General features: G+C 69.4%; 16 protein-coding genes and 2 tRNA genes. 11 read left to right on the top strand and 7 right to left on the bottom strand.

The genetic code is table 11. The features are described from left to right. The first annotated feature begins 26 nt into the window (after nt 1-26). Nucleotides 27-782, top strand: a complete 756-nt coding sequence (locus tag P8627_RS14625; RefSeq protein ID WP_279964992.1) for an SDR family NAD(P)-dependent oxidoreductase — start codon at nt 27-29, stop codon at nt 780-782. Nucleotides 783-872: 90 nt separating this feature from the next. On the opposite strand, the gene P8627_RS14620 is transcribed toward P8627_RS14625, so the two are convergent. The 3 genes from P8627_RS14620 to P8627_RS14610 all read right to left on the bottom strand — a co-directional run bounded on the left by P8627_RS14620 (nt 873) and on the right by P8627_RS14610 (nt 1,622). Beyond that, nucleotides 873-948: transfer RNA gene (locus P8627_RS14620), tRNA-Val, on the bottom strand. Nucleotides 949-1,000: 52 nt separating this feature from the next. Continuing rightward, nucleotides 1,001-1,522: a histidine phosphatase family protein gene (locus P8627_RS14615; RefSeq protein ID WP_279964991.1), complete on the bottom strand. Its 522-nt coding sequence runs from the start codon at nt 1,520-1,522 to the stop codon at nt 1,001-1,003. Between the two features lie 25 nt (nt 1,523-1,547). Next, nucleotides 1,548-1,622 (bottom strand) — tRNA-Val (locus P8627_RS14610). Between the two features lie 166 nt (nt 1,623-1,788). On the opposite strand from P8627_RS14610, the gene P8627_RS14605 reads away from it, so the two are divergent. Continuing rightward, nucleotides 1,789-3,996 (top strand): fused MFS/spermidine synthase, encoded by a 2,208-nt coding sequence (locus P8627_RS14605; protein ID WP_279964990.1) that lies wholly within the window; start codon nt 1,789-1,791, stop codon nt 3,994-3,996. Between the two features lie 61 nt (nt 3,997-4,057). Here the strand turns inward: P8627_RS14605 and P8627_RS14600 are convergent, their stop codons facing one another. The 4 genes from P8627_RS14600 to tgt form a co-directional block, all read right to left on the bottom strand. Further along, entirely contained in the window at nt 4,058-4,345 is a 288-nt protein-coding gene (locus P8627_RS14600; protein ID WP_279964988.1) for a sll1863 family stress response protein, read from the bottom strand. Nucleotides 4,346-4,530: 185 nt separating this feature from the next. Next, nucleotides 4,531-6,930 carry an endopeptidase La gene (gene lon, locus P8627_RS14595; RefSeq protein WP_279964986.1) on the bottom strand — a complete coding sequence of 800 codons (2,400 nt, stop codon included), beginning with the start codon at nt 6,928-6,930 and terminating at the stop codon, nt 4,531-4,533. Between the two features lie 226 nt (nt 6,931-7,156). Next, nucleotides 7,157-7,807, bottom strand: coding sequence for a hypothetical protein (locus tag P8627_RS14590; RefSeq protein ID WP_279964985.1), 651 nt, complete (start codon nt 7,805-7,807; stop codon nt 7,157-7,159). Between the two features lie 218 nt (nt 7,808-8,025). Next, nucleotides 8,026-9,156: a tRNA guanosine(34) transglycosylase Tgt gene (gene tgt, locus P8627_RS14585; RefSeq protein ID WP_279964983.1), complete on the bottom strand. Its 1,131-nt coding sequence runs from the start codon at nt 9,154-9,156 to the stop codon at nt 8,026-8,028. Nucleotides 9,157-9,390: 234 nt separating this feature from the next. On the opposite strand from tgt, the gene P8627_RS14580 reads away from it, so the two are divergent. The 9 genes from P8627_RS14580 (at nt 9,391) to P8627_RS14540 (ending at nt 16,334) form a co-directional block, all read left to right on the top strand. Further along, nucleotides 9,391-10,131: a helix-turn-helix transcriptional regulator gene (locus tag P8627_RS14580; RefSeq protein ID WP_279964981.1), complete on the top strand. Its 741-nt coding sequence runs from the start codon at nt 9,391-9,393 to the stop codon at nt 10,129-10,131. Between the two features lie 234 nt (nt 10,132-10,365). Beyond that, nucleotides 10,366-11,073, top strand: coding sequence for an outer membrane protein (locus tag P8627_RS14575; protein WP_279964979.1), 708 nt, complete (start codon nt 10,366-10,368; stop codon nt 11,071-11,073). Between the two features lie 94 nt (nt 11,074-11,167). Next, complete coding sequence (locus P8627_RS14570) at nt 11,168-11,536, top strand: SUF system Fe-S cluster assembly protein (RefSeq protein ID WP_279964978.1); 369 nt, start codon at nt 11,168-11,170, stop codon at nt 11,534-11,536. Nucleotides 11,537-11,925: 389 nt separating this feature from the next. Further along, nucleotides 11,926-13,137, top strand: coding sequence for a glycerophosphodiester phosphodiesterase family protein (locus tag P8627_RS14565; protein WP_279967481.1), 1,212 nt, complete (start codon nt 11,926-11,928; stop codon nt 13,135-13,137). Between the two features lie 124 nt (nt 13,138-13,261). Next, nucleotides 13,262-13,879, top strand: a complete 618-nt coding sequence (locus P8627_RS14560; protein ID WP_279964976.1) for a MarR family transcriptional regulator — start codon at nt 13,262-13,264, stop codon at nt 13,877-13,879. A gap of 67 nt (nt 13,880-13,946) precedes the next feature. Continuing rightward, nucleotides 13,947-14,630, top strand: coding sequence for a DUF3307 domain-containing protein (locus P8627_RS14555; RefSeq protein ID WP_279964975.1), 684 nt, complete (start codon nt 13,947-13,949; stop codon nt 14,628-14,630). A gap of 49 nt (nt 14,631-14,679) precedes the next feature. Further along, nucleotides 14,680-15,048, top strand: coding sequence for a HesB/IscA family protein (locus P8627_RS14550; RefSeq protein WP_279964974.1), 369 nt, complete (start codon nt 14,680-14,682; stop codon nt 15,046-15,048). A 38-nt stretch (nt 15,049-15,086) separates the two neighbouring features. Further along, a complete protein-coding gene (gene tpiA, locus P8627_RS14545) occupies nt 15,087-15,812 on the top strand; it encodes a triose-phosphate isomerase (protein WP_279964972.1) in 726 nt (241 codons plus the stop codon). A gap of 105 nt (nt 15,813-15,917) precedes the next feature. Beyond that, complete coding sequence (locus tag P8627_RS14540) at nt 15,918-16,334, top strand: VOC family protein (RefSeq protein WP_279964970.1); 417 nt, start codon at nt 15,918-15,920, stop codon at nt 16,332-16,334. The last annotated feature ends 11 nt before the right edge of the window (nt 16,335-16,345 follow it).

Below are 16,345 nucleotides of genomic sequence, written 5' to 3'. Positions count from 1 at the left end.
CGGGCGGGGATGCGAGGGAGGACAGGGTGGAGAAGACGGCGATCGTGACGGGCGCGGCCCGCGGCATCGGGCTGGCGACGGCGAAACTGTTCCTGGCCGAGGGCCGCCAGGTGGCGCTGGTCGATATCGACGAAGAGGAGCTGGCCCGCGCCGCTGCGGCGCTGGGCGACGAGCGCGCCCATGCCTTGCCCTGCGACATCGCCGATCCCGACGCCGTGGCCCGACTGGTCGGCACGGTCGAGGCCGCGCTGGGCCGGGTCGACGCGCTGGTCAACAATGCGGGCATCGCCGATTTCGGACCGCTCGACGCGCATGATTTCGAGCGCTGGCGCGCGGTCATGGCCGTCAATCTCGACGGCACCTTCCTGATGAGCCAGGCCTTCCTGCCCGCGCTGAAGGCCACACGCGGCGCCATCGTGAACATCGCCTCGATCAGCGCGCTGCGGGCCTCGACGCTGCGCGTGGCCTACGGCACCTCCAAGGCCGGGGTCGCCCATCTGACCCAGCAGCAGGCCGTCGAGCTGGGCGAATACGGCATCCGCGTGAATTGCGTCTGCCCCGGCCCGGTGCGCACCAAGCTGGCTATGGCCGTGCACACCCAGGAGATCATCGACGCCTATCACGACGCCATCCCGCTCTGCCGCTACGGTCAGGAGCGGGAGATCGCGGAGGCGATCCTCTGGCTCTGCTCGGACAAGGCCAGCTTCGTGACCGGCCAGCGGCTGGCTGTCGATGGCGGGTTCGAGGCGGCGGGCATCGGCCTTCCGGCCCTGCGCGCCTGAAGGGCGCCGGTCGCGCTCTAGCTTGCGAAGGGCTGAGCCTCGAAACGGGGGCCTGGCCGCCCCGGCGGCAGGCGTCCGCGGCGGGGGTCGTGGTGGGTGGTGAGGGGCTCGAACCCCCGACATCCTCGGTGTAAACGAGACGCTCTACCAACTGAGCTAACCACCCGGAACCCGAGCGCGGCCTAGCCCAAGCCGGCCGGCGTCGCAAGCGCGCGGCCTCAGCGCAGGATGCGCTCGACCCCGTCGCGGGTGTGGATGACGACGCCCTGCGGCTCGGCCAGCGCGTCCCAGTCGGCGCCCCCCAGAAGCCGCGCGCGCAGCGCCATGCCAAGCACGCCGTGGGTGACCAGGATCGCGCGCGCCGGCAGGTCCTCCAGCAGCGACGCGACCCGGGCTTCAAGCGCCGCCCGGCTCTCGCCGCCCGGGGCCGCGAATTTCCAGTCGACGCCGGATCCCGCGGGCAGCTCGGCCATCAGCAGGCCCTGCCAATCGCCCAGCCCGATCTCGGCCAGCCGCGGCTCGATCCGCCCCGAGAGCCCTGCCAGCGCCGCCGTCGCCCGCGCCCGGCCGCGGGGGCTGACGAAGACGGGAGCGGCGATGCCATGGGCGCGCAGGATCGCCCCCTGCCGCGCCGCCTGCACGCGGCCAAGCGGCGTCAGGCGCGAGTCCAGCGTGCCCTGGAGGCGACGCTCCAGGTTCCACTCGGTCTGGCCGTGGCGCAGGATGAAATACTCGGGCATCGCATCCGCGCGGTCGGGAAGGGAATGGTGGGTGATGAGGGATTTGAACCCCCGACATCTTCGATGTGAACGAAGCGCTCTACCACTGAGCTAATCACCCGACGGGCGCCCGGATAGCGCAGGCCGCACCCCCTCGCAAGAGGCATCGAACCCCGCCGCATCGCGGCCATCGATCCCCGAGATTCCGCATATGCGCCACAATCGGGTCGGATTGTCCTGCCAACGGGAACGATGACACAAACCCGTTTCTCGTGAGGCCGCCCCCGATGACCGACGCCAGCTCCGCCGCCCCGATCGCCGCGCCGAAATCCCGGCGCCTGCCGGCGGCGGCGATCTTCACGCTGACGATCTTCCTCAGCGCGAGCCTCCTGTTCCTCGTCCAGCCGCTCTTCGCGAAGCTGGTCCTGCCGCTCCTGGGCGGCGCGCCGGCCGTCTGGACCACGGCCATGCTGTTCTTCCAGACGGTGCTGATCGGCGGCTATCTCTATGCCCACCTCCTGGTGCGCTACGTGCCGCAACGCGGCCAGCTCGCCATCCATCTGTGCATCTGGGGCGCGGCGTTGATCTTTCTGCCGCTCTCGGTCCCCGCGGGCTGGACGCCCGAGCCGGGCGGCTCGCTGCCCTGGCAGACCCTGATGCTCTTCGCGGCGGGGGTGGGGGTGCCCTTCGCGATGCTCTCGGCCAACGCGCCGCTGATCCAGGCCTGGTACGCGCGCAGCGACGGGCCATCGGCCGACGACCCCTATTTCCTCTATGCCGCCTCGAATGCCGGATCGCTGATCTCGCTCCTGGCCTTCCCGCTCCTCGCCGAGCCCTTCCTCGGCGGCTCGGCCACCGGTCTCGTCTGGTCGGCGGGCTTCGTCCTTCTGGGCGGCATGGTGCTGGCCTCGGGCCTCCTGGTCCGTCGCACTGCGCCGGCGCGCGCCGCGACGGCCGAGGCGGCGGCCCCAGCCGCGCCCATCGATCTCAAGCGCGTGGCGCTTTGGCTGGGGCTGGCCTTCGTGCCCTCCTCGACCATGCTGGTGGTGACGACCAAGATCAGCATCGACCTGGGCTCGATCCCGCTGGTCTGGGCGGTGCCGCTCTCGCTCTACATCCTCACCTTCGTGCTGACCTTCACCAACCGGCCGCTGATCTCGGACCGGGCGATCGACAGCCTGTTCATCGTCGGCCTCGCGATCCTCGCCTTCCTGTCCAACCGCCTGATGGTCAAGAGCTTCTCGCCGCTGGGCGCGGTGCTGCTCTGCCTGGCGCTGTTCTTCATCGCGATGAAGGCGCATCGCGCGCTCTACAAGGCGCGGCCCGAGGCGGCGCGGCTGACGGTCTTCTACGTCGTCATGTCAGTGGGCGGCGCGCTGGGCGGGCTATTCAACTCGCTGCTTGCGCCCGCGCTCTTCGACACGCTGCTCGAGATCCCGCTGACCGTGATCGCGGTCTCCCTGCTGGTGCTGGGCGGCCCGATCATCCGCGCGCCGCGCGCCGCCACCTGGGGCATCACGATCGCCGCCCTGGCGCTCGCGCTCGCGACCAACCGGCCAGATGGTGTGCAGGCCGATCGCGCGATGGATTTCATCCTCGCCGCAGTGGTCCTGCTGGGGCTCTGGTTCGGGCGGCGGATGCCGCTCTCGATCCCGGTGGCCGTCACCGCCCTCGCCGTCGGCACCGCGATCATCGGCAACGGATCGGCCCCGATCCTGCAGGATCGCAGCTTCTTCGGCGCCCATGTGGTGCGCGACGCGAACGGCCTGCGGCTCTACACCAACGGCACCACGATCCACGGCATGCAATGGACGGGCGACGAAGGCCGCCTGATCCCGCGCTCCTACTACCACCCGCGCAGCCCGATGGCGCAGATGGTGACCGACCCCGGCCTGCCCGCAGATGCGCGCATCGGTGTGGTGGGCCTCGGGATCGGCGCGCTGGCCTGCTACGCGGAGCCCGGCCAGAGCTGGGATTTCTACGAGATCGACGCCGAGGTCATCCGCATCGCCACCGATCGCGACCTCTTCACCTTCATGCCCGACTGCGCCCCCGACGCGCCGATCCACCTGGGCGACGCCCGGCTGGTGCTGGAGCGTCAGGCGATGCAATTCGACGTGCTCGTCCTCGACGCCTACAGCTCGGACTCGGTGCCCGTGCACCTGCTCACGGCCGAGGCAATGGCGATCTATCTCGACCGTCTCGCCCCCGAGGGCCGGCTCGTCTTCCACATCTCGAACCGCTATTACGACCTGCTGCCGCCGCTCAGCCGGCTGGCGCGGGACGCGGGGCTGCAGGTCGCCTACCGCGAGGCGACGGTCGAGCCGGGCATCGACGTGGCCGGCGCGAATGGCAGCCAGGTCGCGGTGATGTCGCGCAACGCCGCCTCCATCGCCGAGCTGGCCGCGCGGGACGGCTGGGTGGCCGTGCCGCATGCGGCCGGCGCCGCCTGGACCGACGACCACGCGAACTTGCTGGGCGCGATCGAACGCTGAGCCCCGGCCCGTCGCGACGGATCCTCCGGCGCCTTCGGGCGCCGGGGGCCGCGCGCGCGCGTTACTTGAAGCGCCCCATCGCGGTGCGGAAAGCCGATTGCATGTCGTCCCACGACTTCTCGAACCCGGCGCGCAGGTCGTCCCAGGCCTGATCGCCGGCCTTCTCCATCTTCTTGACCTGCACCTCGGCCTCGTCGCGGCGCTTGCGCATCTCGGCGAGGTTGGTCTCGAACCGCGTCTTCGCCTCGGCCTCGGCCTCGCGCATCCGGGCCTGCATCTTCTCGATCTCCGCATTCCAGTCCCGGACCTGCGTCCGGGCCTTCTCGAGATATTCCTCGCGGGTCATCATGGCGCGTCCCTCTCCTGCGTTGCGTTGGTGACATGCATACACGCTAGGGATCGGATCGCGAACCGCCTTGATGCCCGTCAACGGATCGCGCCGGCGGCCCGGTCCGGCCGATCCGCGCCGACCGGTCACGAAAAACGGGCGCGCCCCGAAGGACGCGCCCGCATTCCCTGCGATCAAGCGGCCGGTCAGTGCGCCGTGGCGCCCTGACCCGTATCCTCCTTCGCCTTGGATGCCAGCGCGGCGGCCTCCTCGGCGGCCTCGTCCCATTCGATGGGCTCGGGCTCCCGGACGAGGGCCATCTTCAGCACGTCCGAGACATGCTTCACCGGCACGATCTCCAGGCCGTTCTTCACGCTGTCGGGCAGCTCGGCGAGGTCTTTCTCGTTTTCCTCGGGGATCAGCACGGTGGTGATCCCGCCGCGCAGTGCGGCCAGCAGCTTCTCCTTCAGCCCGCCGATCGGCATGGCATTGCCCCGCAGGCTGACCTCGCCGGTCATGGCGATGTCGCGGCGCACCGGGATGCGGGTCAGGACCGACACGATCGAGGTCACCATGGCCAGACCCGCGGAGGGCCCGTCCTTCGGCGTGGCCCCGTCGGGCACGTGGACGTGGATGTCCATCGTGTCGAAGCGGGGCGGCTTCACCCCGATCTTCGGCGCGATCGAGCGCACGTAGCTCGAGGCGGCGTCGATCGATTCCTTCATCACGTCGCCCAGCTTGCCGGTGGTCTTCATCCGGCCCTTGCCGGGCAGGCGCAGCGCCTCGATCTGCAGAAGGTCGCCGCCCACCGAGGTATAGGCCAGCCCGGTCACGACGCCGACCTGGTCCTCCTGCTCGGCCAGCCCGTAGCGGTATTTCGGCACGCCGAGGTAGTCGTCCAGATTGTCGGCCGTGACGCGGATCGCGTCCTCCTTCTTGCCCACGATCCGGGTGACCGCCTTCCGCGCGACCTTGGCGATCTCGCGCTCCAGGTTCCGCACGCCGGCCTCGCGGGTATAGACCCGGACCATCGCCGTCAGCGCGTCGTCGCTGATCTCGAATTCGCCCTTGCGCAGCCCGTGACCCTTGATCTGCTTGGGCAGCAGGTGCTGCTTGGCGATCTCGACCTTCTCCTCCTCCGTGTAGCCGGCGAGGCTGATGATCTCCATCCGGTCCAGAAGCGGGCCGGGCATGTTGTAGGAGTTCGCGGTCGTCAGGAACATCACGTTCGACAGGTCGTATTCGACCTCGAGATAGTGATCGACGAAGGTCGCGTTCTGCTCGGGGTCCAGCACCTCCAGCATGGCCGAAGCCGGGTCGCCGCGGAAATCCTGTCCCATCTTGTCGATCTCGTCGAGCAGGATGAGCGGGTTCGTGGTCTTCGCCTTTTTCAGCGCCTGGATGATCTTGCCCGGCATCGAGCCGATATAGGTCCGGCGGTGGCCGCGGATCTCGGACTCGTCGCGCACGCCGCCCAGCGAGATGCGGATGAACTCGCGCCCGGTGGCCTTGGCCACCGACTTGCCCAAGCTGGTCTTGCCGACGCCCGGCGGGCCGACGAGGCACAGGATCGGGCCGCGCAGCTTGGTCGAGCGCGCCTGCACGGCAAGGTACTCGACGATCCGCTCCTTGACCTTCTCAAGCCCGTAATGGTCGCGGTCGAGAACCTCCTGCGCGCGGGTGATGTCCTTCTTGACGCGGGATTTCGTGCCCCAAGGGATCGCCAGCAGCCAGTCGAGATAGTTGCGCACCACCGTGGCCTCGGCGGACATCGGCGACATGTTCTTCAGCTTCTTGAGCTCGGCCTCGGCCTTCTCGCGCGCTTCCTTCGAGAACTTGGTCTCGGCGATGCGCTTCTCCAGCTCGGCCACTTCGTTCTGGCCGTCCTCGCCGTCGCCCAGCTCCTTCTGGATCGCCTTCATCTGCTCGTTGAGATAGTACTCGCGCTGCGTGCGCTCCATCTGCGACTTCACGCGGGACTTGATGCGCTTTTCCACCTGCAGCACGCTCATCTCGCCCTGCATCAGGCCATAGACCTTCTCCAGCCGCTCCGAGACGGTCAGCACTTCCAGCAGTTCCTGCTTCTGCGCGACCTCGATGCCCAGGTGACCCGAAACCAGATCGACCAGCTTGGCCGCGTCGCGCGACTCGGCCACGGCGCCCAGCGCCTCTTCGGGGATGTTCTTCTTGACCTTAGCGTAACGCTCGAACTCCTCGGCGACCGAGCGCATCAGCGCCTCGCTCGTAGCAGCGTCGCCCGGCTCCTCGATCAGGCCCTCGGCCTCGGCCTCGAAGAAGCTCTCGTTCTCCAGGAATTTCGTGATCTTCACGCGGCGCCGGCCCTCGACCAGCACCTTCACGGTGCCGTCGGGCAGCTTGAGAAGCTGCAGCACGTTGGCCAGCACGCCGACGCGGTAGATGCCCTCGGAGTCGGGCTCGTCGGCGGAGGGATCGATCTGCGAGGACAGCAGGATCTGCTTGTCGTCCTGCATCACCTCCTCCAGCGCGCGGACCGACTTCTCGCGGCCCACGAAGAGCGGGACGATCATGTGCGGAAACACCACGATGTCGCGCAACGGCAGGACGGGGTGGGTGGAATGGGTCATATGCTCGTTTCCTTTCGCAAAGGTCCCGTGCCCCGGTCGCGGCGGCGTCTGGAACCTTCCGTGTCGGACCCACAGGTGGGGTCGCGGCGCGGCGGCGTCAATGCGCGGGGTGTTCCCGTCTTGTCCCGCCAGTCTGGCGACGGCGCAAGGCGCGTGCAAGCGAAACCCCGAACGCGACGACGCCGCCCGTTGCGGGGCGGCGTCGGAGCGTCCGGACCTGGGGGGGTTACTGCCGGACGAAGCTCACGAAACGGGCGATGGAGATCGTTTGCCCGTTGGGCGCCACGAGATCCATCGTGTGCGCCCCATAGGCCTCCTGCTCGCTCAGGATGTAGAGATAGAGATCGAAATCGCCGACCCCCTCGGGCAGGTTGATCGGCCCCTGCGCCCGCAGCCGCGGCAGATTGCCGGCGGCGCAGTCGAGCGGCATCGTGTTCGCGGTATCGTAAAGGATCTCGTGACCGGGGAACTGCACCGCGCCATCGACGGTGAAGGGCCATAGCTCGCCCTTGTAGAACTGCAGCGGAACCGTCTCGGGCAGCGGCGCGCCGGTGATCACGATCCCCTGGCCCGACTGGCGGAACACCTCGATCTGGGTGATCTCCTCGTCGGTCAGGTCGTATTGCATGCTGCCTTCGGTGGCGGTGCCCACGCCGTTCGTCATCACCCAGTCGCCCATCATCAGCTCGCCGAGAACGGCGTCCCACTTCGATTGGGGGATCTCGCAGAGATCGAGCGCCTTCGCGGGCAGGCGGTTCGACAGCGTGTTCTCGATCGCGCTGATCGTCGCGCGGTCGATCTGGGACAGCTGCGCGGCGGCGGGCTGGGCAAGCATCGCCGCGAAGGCGAGGCCGGTGACGATAAGGGGGCGGAACATGGCAGATCCTCGGGCTCGGAAGCGTTGCGGCTTGATCGCTCGACACTAGACGCAGCCGGCCGGCCGATCAGCGAAAAGCGCCCTAACCGGGCCCGGATCGCGAAATGACCCCGCCGCCGTCACGCCGCCGCCCACGCGCCGTCAGGCCCGCGCCACATTCCGGGCCGCGCGCCTCGAAGCGGCCATGTTGCGGACCACCCCGCGCGCAGCCGGACGAATCACGGGTGCGGGATGTCGCCCTCGGCGCGCGCCGCGTGGAACTCCGCCTGCCAGGCGTCGAAGCGCCCCTCCGCGATCGCCCCGCGCATTCCGGCCATCAGGTCCTGATAGAACTGCAGATTGTGCCAGGTCATCAGCATCGAGCCGATGATCTCCTTGGCGCGGCTGACATGGTGCAGATAGGCGCGCGAGTAGTTGCGACAGGCCGGGCAGCCGCAGGCCGCGTCCAGCGGGCGCGGATCGTCGGCATGGCGCGCGTTGCGGATATTGACTACGCCGTGCCGCGTGAAGGCCTGCCCCGTGCGGCCCGACCGGGTCGGCAGCACGCAATCCATCATGTCCACGCCCCGCGCCACCGCGCCCACGATGTCGTCGGGCTTGCCCACCCCCATCAGGTAGCGCGGCCGGTCGGCGGGCAGTTGCTCGGGCGCGTAATCGAGGCAGTCGAACATCGCCGCCTGCCCTTCGCCCACCGCGAGGCCGCCGATGGCGTAGCCATGAAAGCCGATCGCGCGCAGCCGCTCGGCGCTCTCGGCGCGCAGGTCGCGCTCCAGCCCGCCCTGCTGGATGCCGAACAGCGCGTGGCCCGGCCGGTCCCCGAAGGCCGCCTTCGACCGCGCCGCCCAATCCATCGAGAGCCGCATCGAGGCCGCGATCCGGTCCCGGTCGGCGGGCAGGCTGGGACATTCGTCGAAGCACATCACGATGTCGGAGCCCAGGAGCCGCTGGATCTCCATCGACCGCTCCGGCGTCAGCCGGTGCTTCGAGCCGTCGATATGGCTCTTGAAGGTCACCCCATCCGCGTCGAGCTTCCGCAGCGCGCCGAGGCTCATCACCTGGAAGCCGCCGCTATCGGTCAGGATCGGGCGGTCCCAGTTCATGAAGCCGTGCAGCCCGCCCAGACGGTCGATGCGCTCGGCCGTGGGTCGCAGCATCAGGTGATAGGTGTTGCCCAGCAGGATGTCCGCGCCAGTCGCGCGCACCGATTCCGGCAGCATCCCCTTCACGGTTCCCGCCGTGCCCACCGGCATGAAGGCCGGCGTGCGGATCTCGCCGCGCGGGGTCGTGATCCGGCCGGTGCGCGCGCGCCCGTCACTCGCCTCGAGCGCGAAATCGAATGCTGCGGTCATCTGGTCAGATCCTCGGGAAGCGGTCGGCGCGCCGCTTAGCACGCGATCCCGGGACCCGAAAGCGGAGCGGGGCCGAGCGCCGAATGGGCGCCGGCCCCGGTCCATGGCGGCTGAAACCTTGCCGCCGGGTAAACAAAGGACTTGTTACAACACAATGAAAAATAGCAAAGTCTTGCCGATCGGTCCCCCCCTACGGACGTAGGGGGACCGGTCAGGGAATGGGACGGACACTGCATGCTGCTGGCCAAGGCCCGCGAAATCGAGACTCTCGATACGATCGAGGCTGTCTGGCGCGCAACCGTGGCAGCGCTGGGCGCCGAGGGCGTGACGACCGTGCTCTATCTCAGCTCCGATGCCGCGCGCACGGATGTGCGGATGCTCACGACGACGCCGGCGATCCATGACGGCCACGCCCCCGCCACCGACCCGTTCCTCGAGCATTGCTGCGCCAGCTACGAGATCACGCGCACCGGCGCGGCCTTCCTCCAGGAGCACGACTACCTGCCGGAAGCCGCCCGCGCCTTCATCCGCGCCGCCCGCGATCACGGCTTCAGCAGCGGGCTCGGCATCCCGATGCGCCTCGTGGGCTCGCCGCGCTTCGGCGGCTTCAACCTCGGCACCCCGCTCGACCGGGCCTGTTTCGAAGCCGCGATCCTGCCCCGGCGCGAGGAATTCCGCCTGCTCTGCCTGATCGCGCATCGCCGGCTCGAGGAGCTGGGCTTCCCCGCGCCGGAGCCCGCCGCAACGCCCGGGTTCCGCGACCTGCTCGTCGCCCCCGAGATGGCCCGGCTCGACGGGCTTTCCCCGCGCGAGCGCGAGGTGATCTGGCTGCAGGCCCAGGGCCTGCCCCGGAAGGAGGTGGCGCGGCTCTGCGGCATCTCTCCGCACACGGTCGCCGAATACGCCTCGAACGCCTACCGCAAGCTCGGCGTCCGCAACCGGACCGAGGCCGCGCGGATCGTCTTCGGCGCCTGAGACGCCCCGCGCCGCGGGGCCCCGGCGGGAAGGCGCTCATCCAGTGGCGGCAGCCGCCGCTTCTGTTGCGGAATTACAATGATCACGACAACTTACCGTGGCGATGCAACCGATGCCGAGTCTCGGCGCGTTCCCTCTTCGGTTATACGGCCGGTAGGCGCGTATTGGACATTTCACCGAGCTCCGCGCATCGGCCTGCCATTTGAAACGACACCAGTCCTGAAAGGACGAGATATGAAAAAGACGAACCTCCTTGCCACGGCCGCCCTGCTGACGACGACCGCGCTGCCCGTGATGGCCGCCGGCATCGAGCCGGTCGTGGTCGAAACCGCCCCCGCCGCGCCGATCGTCGTCGCGCCGATTTACAGCTGGTCGGGCGCCTATGTTGGCGGCGGACTGAGCTTCCTGAACGCCAACGTGGACGCGGCTCGCGCCGACTTCGACGGCGACACCGACGATACATCGCTCGATGCCGACGACACCGCTACTCTGGCGTCGCTGAACGCGCTCGACGGCGACGGCCCGACCTTCGGCCTGCGCGCCGGTTACGACTATGCCTTCGCCAACGGCTTCGTCCTCGGTGGCCGCCTCGACTATGACTTCGCCGATATCGATCTCGGAACGGCCACGATTTTCGATGACGGCAGTGCCACGAGCACCGATGTTGCCGTCACCATCGAGAATGTCCTTCGTGTCGGTCTTCGCGGCGGCTTCGCTTTCGGCCCGAACCTGGTCTACGGCATCGGCGGTTACACACGCGCCGACACCGACACGATCGGCGACGGCGACGGCTACTTCGCCGGTATTGGTGGCGAGCGCTTCGTAACGCAAAACATCACGGTCGGCGCCGAAGTGCTCTACCACGAGTTCGACGATTTCGACGTCCCCGGTGTCGAAGTCGACGCCACCACCATCGGTCTGAACGTCAACTACCGCTTCTGATCGACCGAAGGCGGCGCCCTTGCGGCGCCGCCTTGCCCCTCGGGGCCGCATTGCTTATCTTTTCGGTCGACAATTCCTCCAGACGGGAAGTGACATGACCGAGACGACCTCCGCCGATCGCCTCGAAGGCGCGCCGCTAATCGCGCCGTCGACCACGGACCACCCGCTACACGAGGCGGTGGTCGATGCCTGTCGCTCGGTCTTCGACCCCGAAATTCCGGTCAATATCTACGATCTCGGCCTCGTCTACACGATCGAGCTCAACGCCGAGAACGAGGCCCATGTGGTGATGACCCTCACCGCGCCCGGCTGCCCCGTCGCGGGCGAAATGCCGGGCTGGGTGGCCGATGCCGTCTCCTCGGTTCCCGGCATCAAGACCGTCGATGTCGACCTCACCTGGGAGCCGCCCTGGGGCATGGAGATGATGTCCGACGAGGCGCGGCTGGAACTGGGCTTCATGTGAGACGCCCCGCGGAGGGAAGCGCGCCGGTCCGGCCCGCGTTGGCTGACCCTGTCCGGTTTTTCGACCCGCGTCGCAGGCGCGATTTGCGCAGGATCTGACGACCGAGTCCCCTCCCCACGCCCCGACCGGGGCCGAACTCTTCGCCCGGCAGGTCTCCTCCGTCCTCGACCGCAGCGCGGGCTCGCCGCGCGACTCCGCGCCGATATCGCGAAAATGAAAGCGGAGTCCGGCCGACGCCTCTTTCCCGACGCCGCGGCCACGGATGCCGCCGGATGCAAATCCGTCCCGAGGATTGCCTTTCATACGCCCGTCACGGATCGTTCACGGGTATGTTACGGCAGGCGGCCATCCGGCCGTCACCGTCGCGTTCCAAGGGAGACACGAAGATGATGATCCGATCCGCACTCGCACTGGGCCTGATGACCGGCTCCGCGCTGGCCGATGCCCATGCCGCCGCCGACGCGCTGACCTACGGCCCCCGCCCCGCCTGGCTGGTGGGCCAGATGGAGGACGGCCCGCTCAAGCAGAAGCTGCAATCCTGCCTCGGCCAGACGCCCCAGCGCACCGCCTTCTCGATCGGGCATCGCGGCGCACCGCTGCAATTCCCCGAGCACACCGTCGAATCGAATGTCGCCGCCGTGCAGCAGGGCGCGGGCGTGCTGGAATGCGACGTCACCTTCACCGCCGATCACGAGCTGGTCTGCCGCCACGCGCAGAACGACCTGCACACGACGACCAACATCGTCGTCACCGATCTGGGCGCCAAGTGCACCACGCCCTTCCAGCCCGCCGCGGGCGAGGAGGACGCGACCGCCGAATGCCGCACCTCGGACCTGACCCTGGCCGAGTTCAAGACGCTCGAGCCCAAGATGGACGCCTCCGACGGCTCCGCCACCACGGCCGAGGCCTATCTGGGCGGCACCGCCGATTACCGCACCGATCTCTACGTGCCGGGCGCGACGCTGATGACTCATGCCGAGTCGATCGCGCTTTTCGACGCGATGGGCGCCGATTTCACCCCCGAGCTGAAATCGCCCTCCGTCGAGATGCCGCATGAGGGCTTCAGCCAGCAGGATTACGCGCAGAAGCTGATCGACGAGTACAAGGCCGCCGGCATCGACCCGTCGCGCGTCTGGGCGCAGTCGTTCAACCTCGACGACGTGCTCTACTGGATCGAGAACGAGCCCGAGTTCGGCGCTCAGGCGGTCTACCTGATGGACGAGTACGACATCGAGGGCTACTCGCCGATGGACCGCGCCACCTGGCCCAACACCATGGCGGAGCTGAAGGGCATGGGCGTGAACGTCATCGCGCCGCCGCTCTGGATGCTGGTCACGGTCGAGGACGGCCAGATCGTGCCCTCCGCGCTGGCCAATGCCGCCAACGAGGCCGATCTGCAGATTATCACCTGGACGCTCGAGCGCTCGGGCCCGCTGGGCGGCGGCGGCGGCTGGTACTACCAGTCGATCGAGGAGGTGACCGACAATGACGGCGTGGCCTTCGAGCTTCTGGACGTGCTGGCGCAGGATGTGGGCGTGATCGGGGTCTTCTCCGACTGGCCCGCCACGGTCACTTATTATGCCAATTGCATGGGGCTGTGATCCGCAGCTTTCTGTGACGCGAACTCCGCCCCTCGGGGCAAATCGGGCGGGCCGGCGACGGCCCGCCCTTTTCGTCCGGGCCCCCGCGCGGCATGGTCGCGCGGGGCAGGCTTCGAGGCGCGGCATGGATGACAGGGCGGTTCTGATCGGCGATTTCGTCCGCTCGCGCGGCGCGGGGGCGGACGCGCTCGCCGCGGGCTTCGATCGGCTCGGGACCGCCGCGGCCGAGATCGCCCGCTGGCAGGCGGCCGATCCGCGCCTGACACGCTTTCGCGGCGACGGCTGGCAGATGCTGCTGATCCGCCCCGCCCTCGCGCTGCGCGCCGCGCTCCTGGTCCGCGCCGACCTGCGCGCCGCCGACCTGCCGCCCACGCGCATCGCCATCGGCCTCGGCCCCGTGGCCTTCGAGGGCAGCGCGGATCTCTCCGATGCCGACGGCCCCGCCTTCCACCGCGCGGGCGCCGCGCTCGACGCCATGCCGCGCGGCCGCCAGCTCGCGCTGGCCGCCGAGGGCGCCCTGCCGCTGCTGCCCGCGGCCGCGATCCTTCTCGACGCCCTCTCCGAACGCTGGACCGTGGCGCAGGCCGAGGCGGTCGCCCTCTCGCTGCCGCCCGACGCCCCGCGCCAGACCGACCTCGCCGACCGGCTCGGCATCCGCCAGCAGAGCCTCGCCGACCGGCTCGACGCCGCGGGCTTCCCCGCGATCCGCGCCGCGCTGGACACGATCGAGGCCGGCGCATGACCCGGCCTGTTCCCATTCTTACAGGTCAAAAAGCCTGTAAAACGTCTCACAGGTCCCGGACCCTGTCATGACCCCGCTCGCCGACCCCGCCACGCTTGCCACCCTCACCGCGCTGCTGTTGGCGCATCTGCTGGCCGATCACGTGTTCCAGACCGGCTGGATGGTCGCCAACAAGACCCGCCCGCATGTCTTCGCGCTGCATATCGCGGTGGTCTTCGCGCTGACCGCGCTGGCGCTGGGCGGAGCCTGGGAAGCGGCGGGGCTGCTGGCGGCCGCCCATGCGGCGATCGACCTCGCCAAGCTCGCCCTGCCCGACCGGCTCTGGTCCTACCTGGCCGACCAGGCGCTGCATCTCGCCACGCTGGTCGCCGCCGCCCTGCTGCTGCCCGGCACGCCCGCCCTGCCGCTGGCCTGGCTGCCCTCGGCCCTCATCGCGACGGGCTTCCTCCTGGCGACCCTGCCCGCCGCCCCGGCGATCCGCCTGCTGATGGCGCCCTATGGCGCGGGCGCGCCCACCGGCACGCTGCCCGGCGCGGGCCGCCTGATCGGCCTGCTGGAGCGGTCGCTGATCCTGCTTCTCGTCATCATCGGCCAGCCCGCCGGGATCGGCTTCCTGATCGCCGCCAAGTCGGTCCTGCGCTTCGAGGCCGCCTCCGAGGCGCGCAAGGCCGAATACGTCATCATCGGCACGCTCGCCTCCTTCGGATGGGCGCTGGCGGTGGCCGTGGCGCTGACGCGGCTCACCCCTTGAGGCCCGGGCCCGCTGCCCTTACCTTTAAGCCCAAGCAGGAGTTCGCCCCATGTTCGCCATCCCCGGCCAATCCCCCGTCACCGTCACGCCCGCCGCGGCCAAGCAGATCGCGCGCCTGATGACCAAGCAGGACGCCGCGGGGCTGCGCATCGGCGTCAAGAAGGGCGGCTGCGCGGGCATGGAATACACCATGGACTACGTGGCCGAGGTCGAGCCCAATGACGAGGTCGTGGAGGTCGAGGGCGGCGCCCGCGTGATCATCGCGCCCATGGCGCAGATGTTCCTCTTCGGGACCGAGATCGACTACGAGACTTCGCTGCTCGAGGCGGGCTTCAAGTTCCGCAATCCCAACGTCGTCGACGCCTGCGGCTGCGGCGAGTCGATCAAGTTCGACGAGACGCTGGGCACGCCGTCCTGATCTGCTAGACCCTCCCCCGAGACGAACAGGAGGGTCCCATGCCGCAGAAGATCGCCGCCGGAAACTGGAAGATGAACGGCACCCGCGCCGCCCTGGACGAGGCGCGGGCCACCGCCGCCGGCGCGCCGGACGGCGTGCTGACGCTGATCTGCCCTCCCGCCACGCTGCTGCCTCTGATGCCCGCGGGGCTGGCCAAGGGCGGCCAGGCCTGCCACCCCGCCGCCTCGGGCGCGCATACCGGCGACATCGCCGCGCCGATGCTGGCCGATGCGGGCGCGACCCATTGCCTGGCCGGCCATAGCGAGCGGCGCCAGGACCATGGCGAAACCGATGCCGACGTGGCCGCGCAGGTCTCGGCCATCTGGTCGGCGGGCCTGACCGCGATCCTCTGCATCGGCGAGACGCTGGCAGAGCGCGAGGCCGGGCGCACACTCGACGTGCTGTTCTCCCAGCTGGAGGGTTCGCTCCCCGAAGGCGCGACCGCCGCCAACACCGTCATCGCCTACGAACCCGTCTGGGCCATCGGCACCGGCAAGGTCGCCAGCCCCGAGCAGGTGGACGAGGTCCATGACGCCCTGCGCGGCCGTCTGATCGACAAGCTGGCCGAGGGCGGCGAGATCGCGCTGCTCTATGGCGGCTCGGTCAAGGCGGGGAACGCCGCCGAGCTCTTCGCACTGGAGAACGTCAATGGCGGCCTCGTCGGCGGCGCCAGCCTGACAGCGGACGACTTCCTGCCCATCGCGCGCGCGCTGGCGGAAAGCTGACGCGCGCCCGGTGTCAGGCACCTCGGGCAAACGGGCGCGGGCCGGACGGACGGGCCCGCGCTATGACCCGGAGACGAACCCGGCAGCCGGAGAGACCCCCGACCCATGATCGCCTATGTCACGGTCGGCGCGGATGACATCGCGCGCGCGAAACGGTTCTACGCGGCCCTCCTGCCGCCCCTCGGCTACGCGCTGACGGAGGGGCCCGAGGGGCTCAGCTACGTCCTGCCCGCGCCACCGGGCCCGTTCCCCGCCCCGCCGGATTTCTACGTCAAACCGACCTTCGACGGGCGCCCGGCCTCGGCCGGCAACGGGGCGATGGTCGCGTTCGAGGCGCGCAGCCAGCGGCAGGTCCGCGAGCTGCATGCCGCCGCGGTCGCCGCCGGTGGCTCCGACGAGGGCCGGCCCGGCTTCCGGGCCGCCTACGGCCCGCAATTCTACGTGGGCTATCTGCGCGATCCGCAGGGCAACAAGATCGCGCTCTTCTCCAGCGATCCGGGCGAGCCGGGACGCGACGCCTAGCGCCGGCCGGT

Origin of the sequence: Jannaschia sp. GRR-S6-38 (genome assembly GCF_029853695.1) — a bacterium.
Taxonomy (GTDB): domain Bacteria; phylum Pseudomonadota; class Alphaproteobacteria; order Rhodobacterales; family Rhodobacteraceae; genus Jannaschia; species Jannaschia ovalis.
This window is presented reverse-complemented; position numbering and strand designations above follow the sequence as displayed.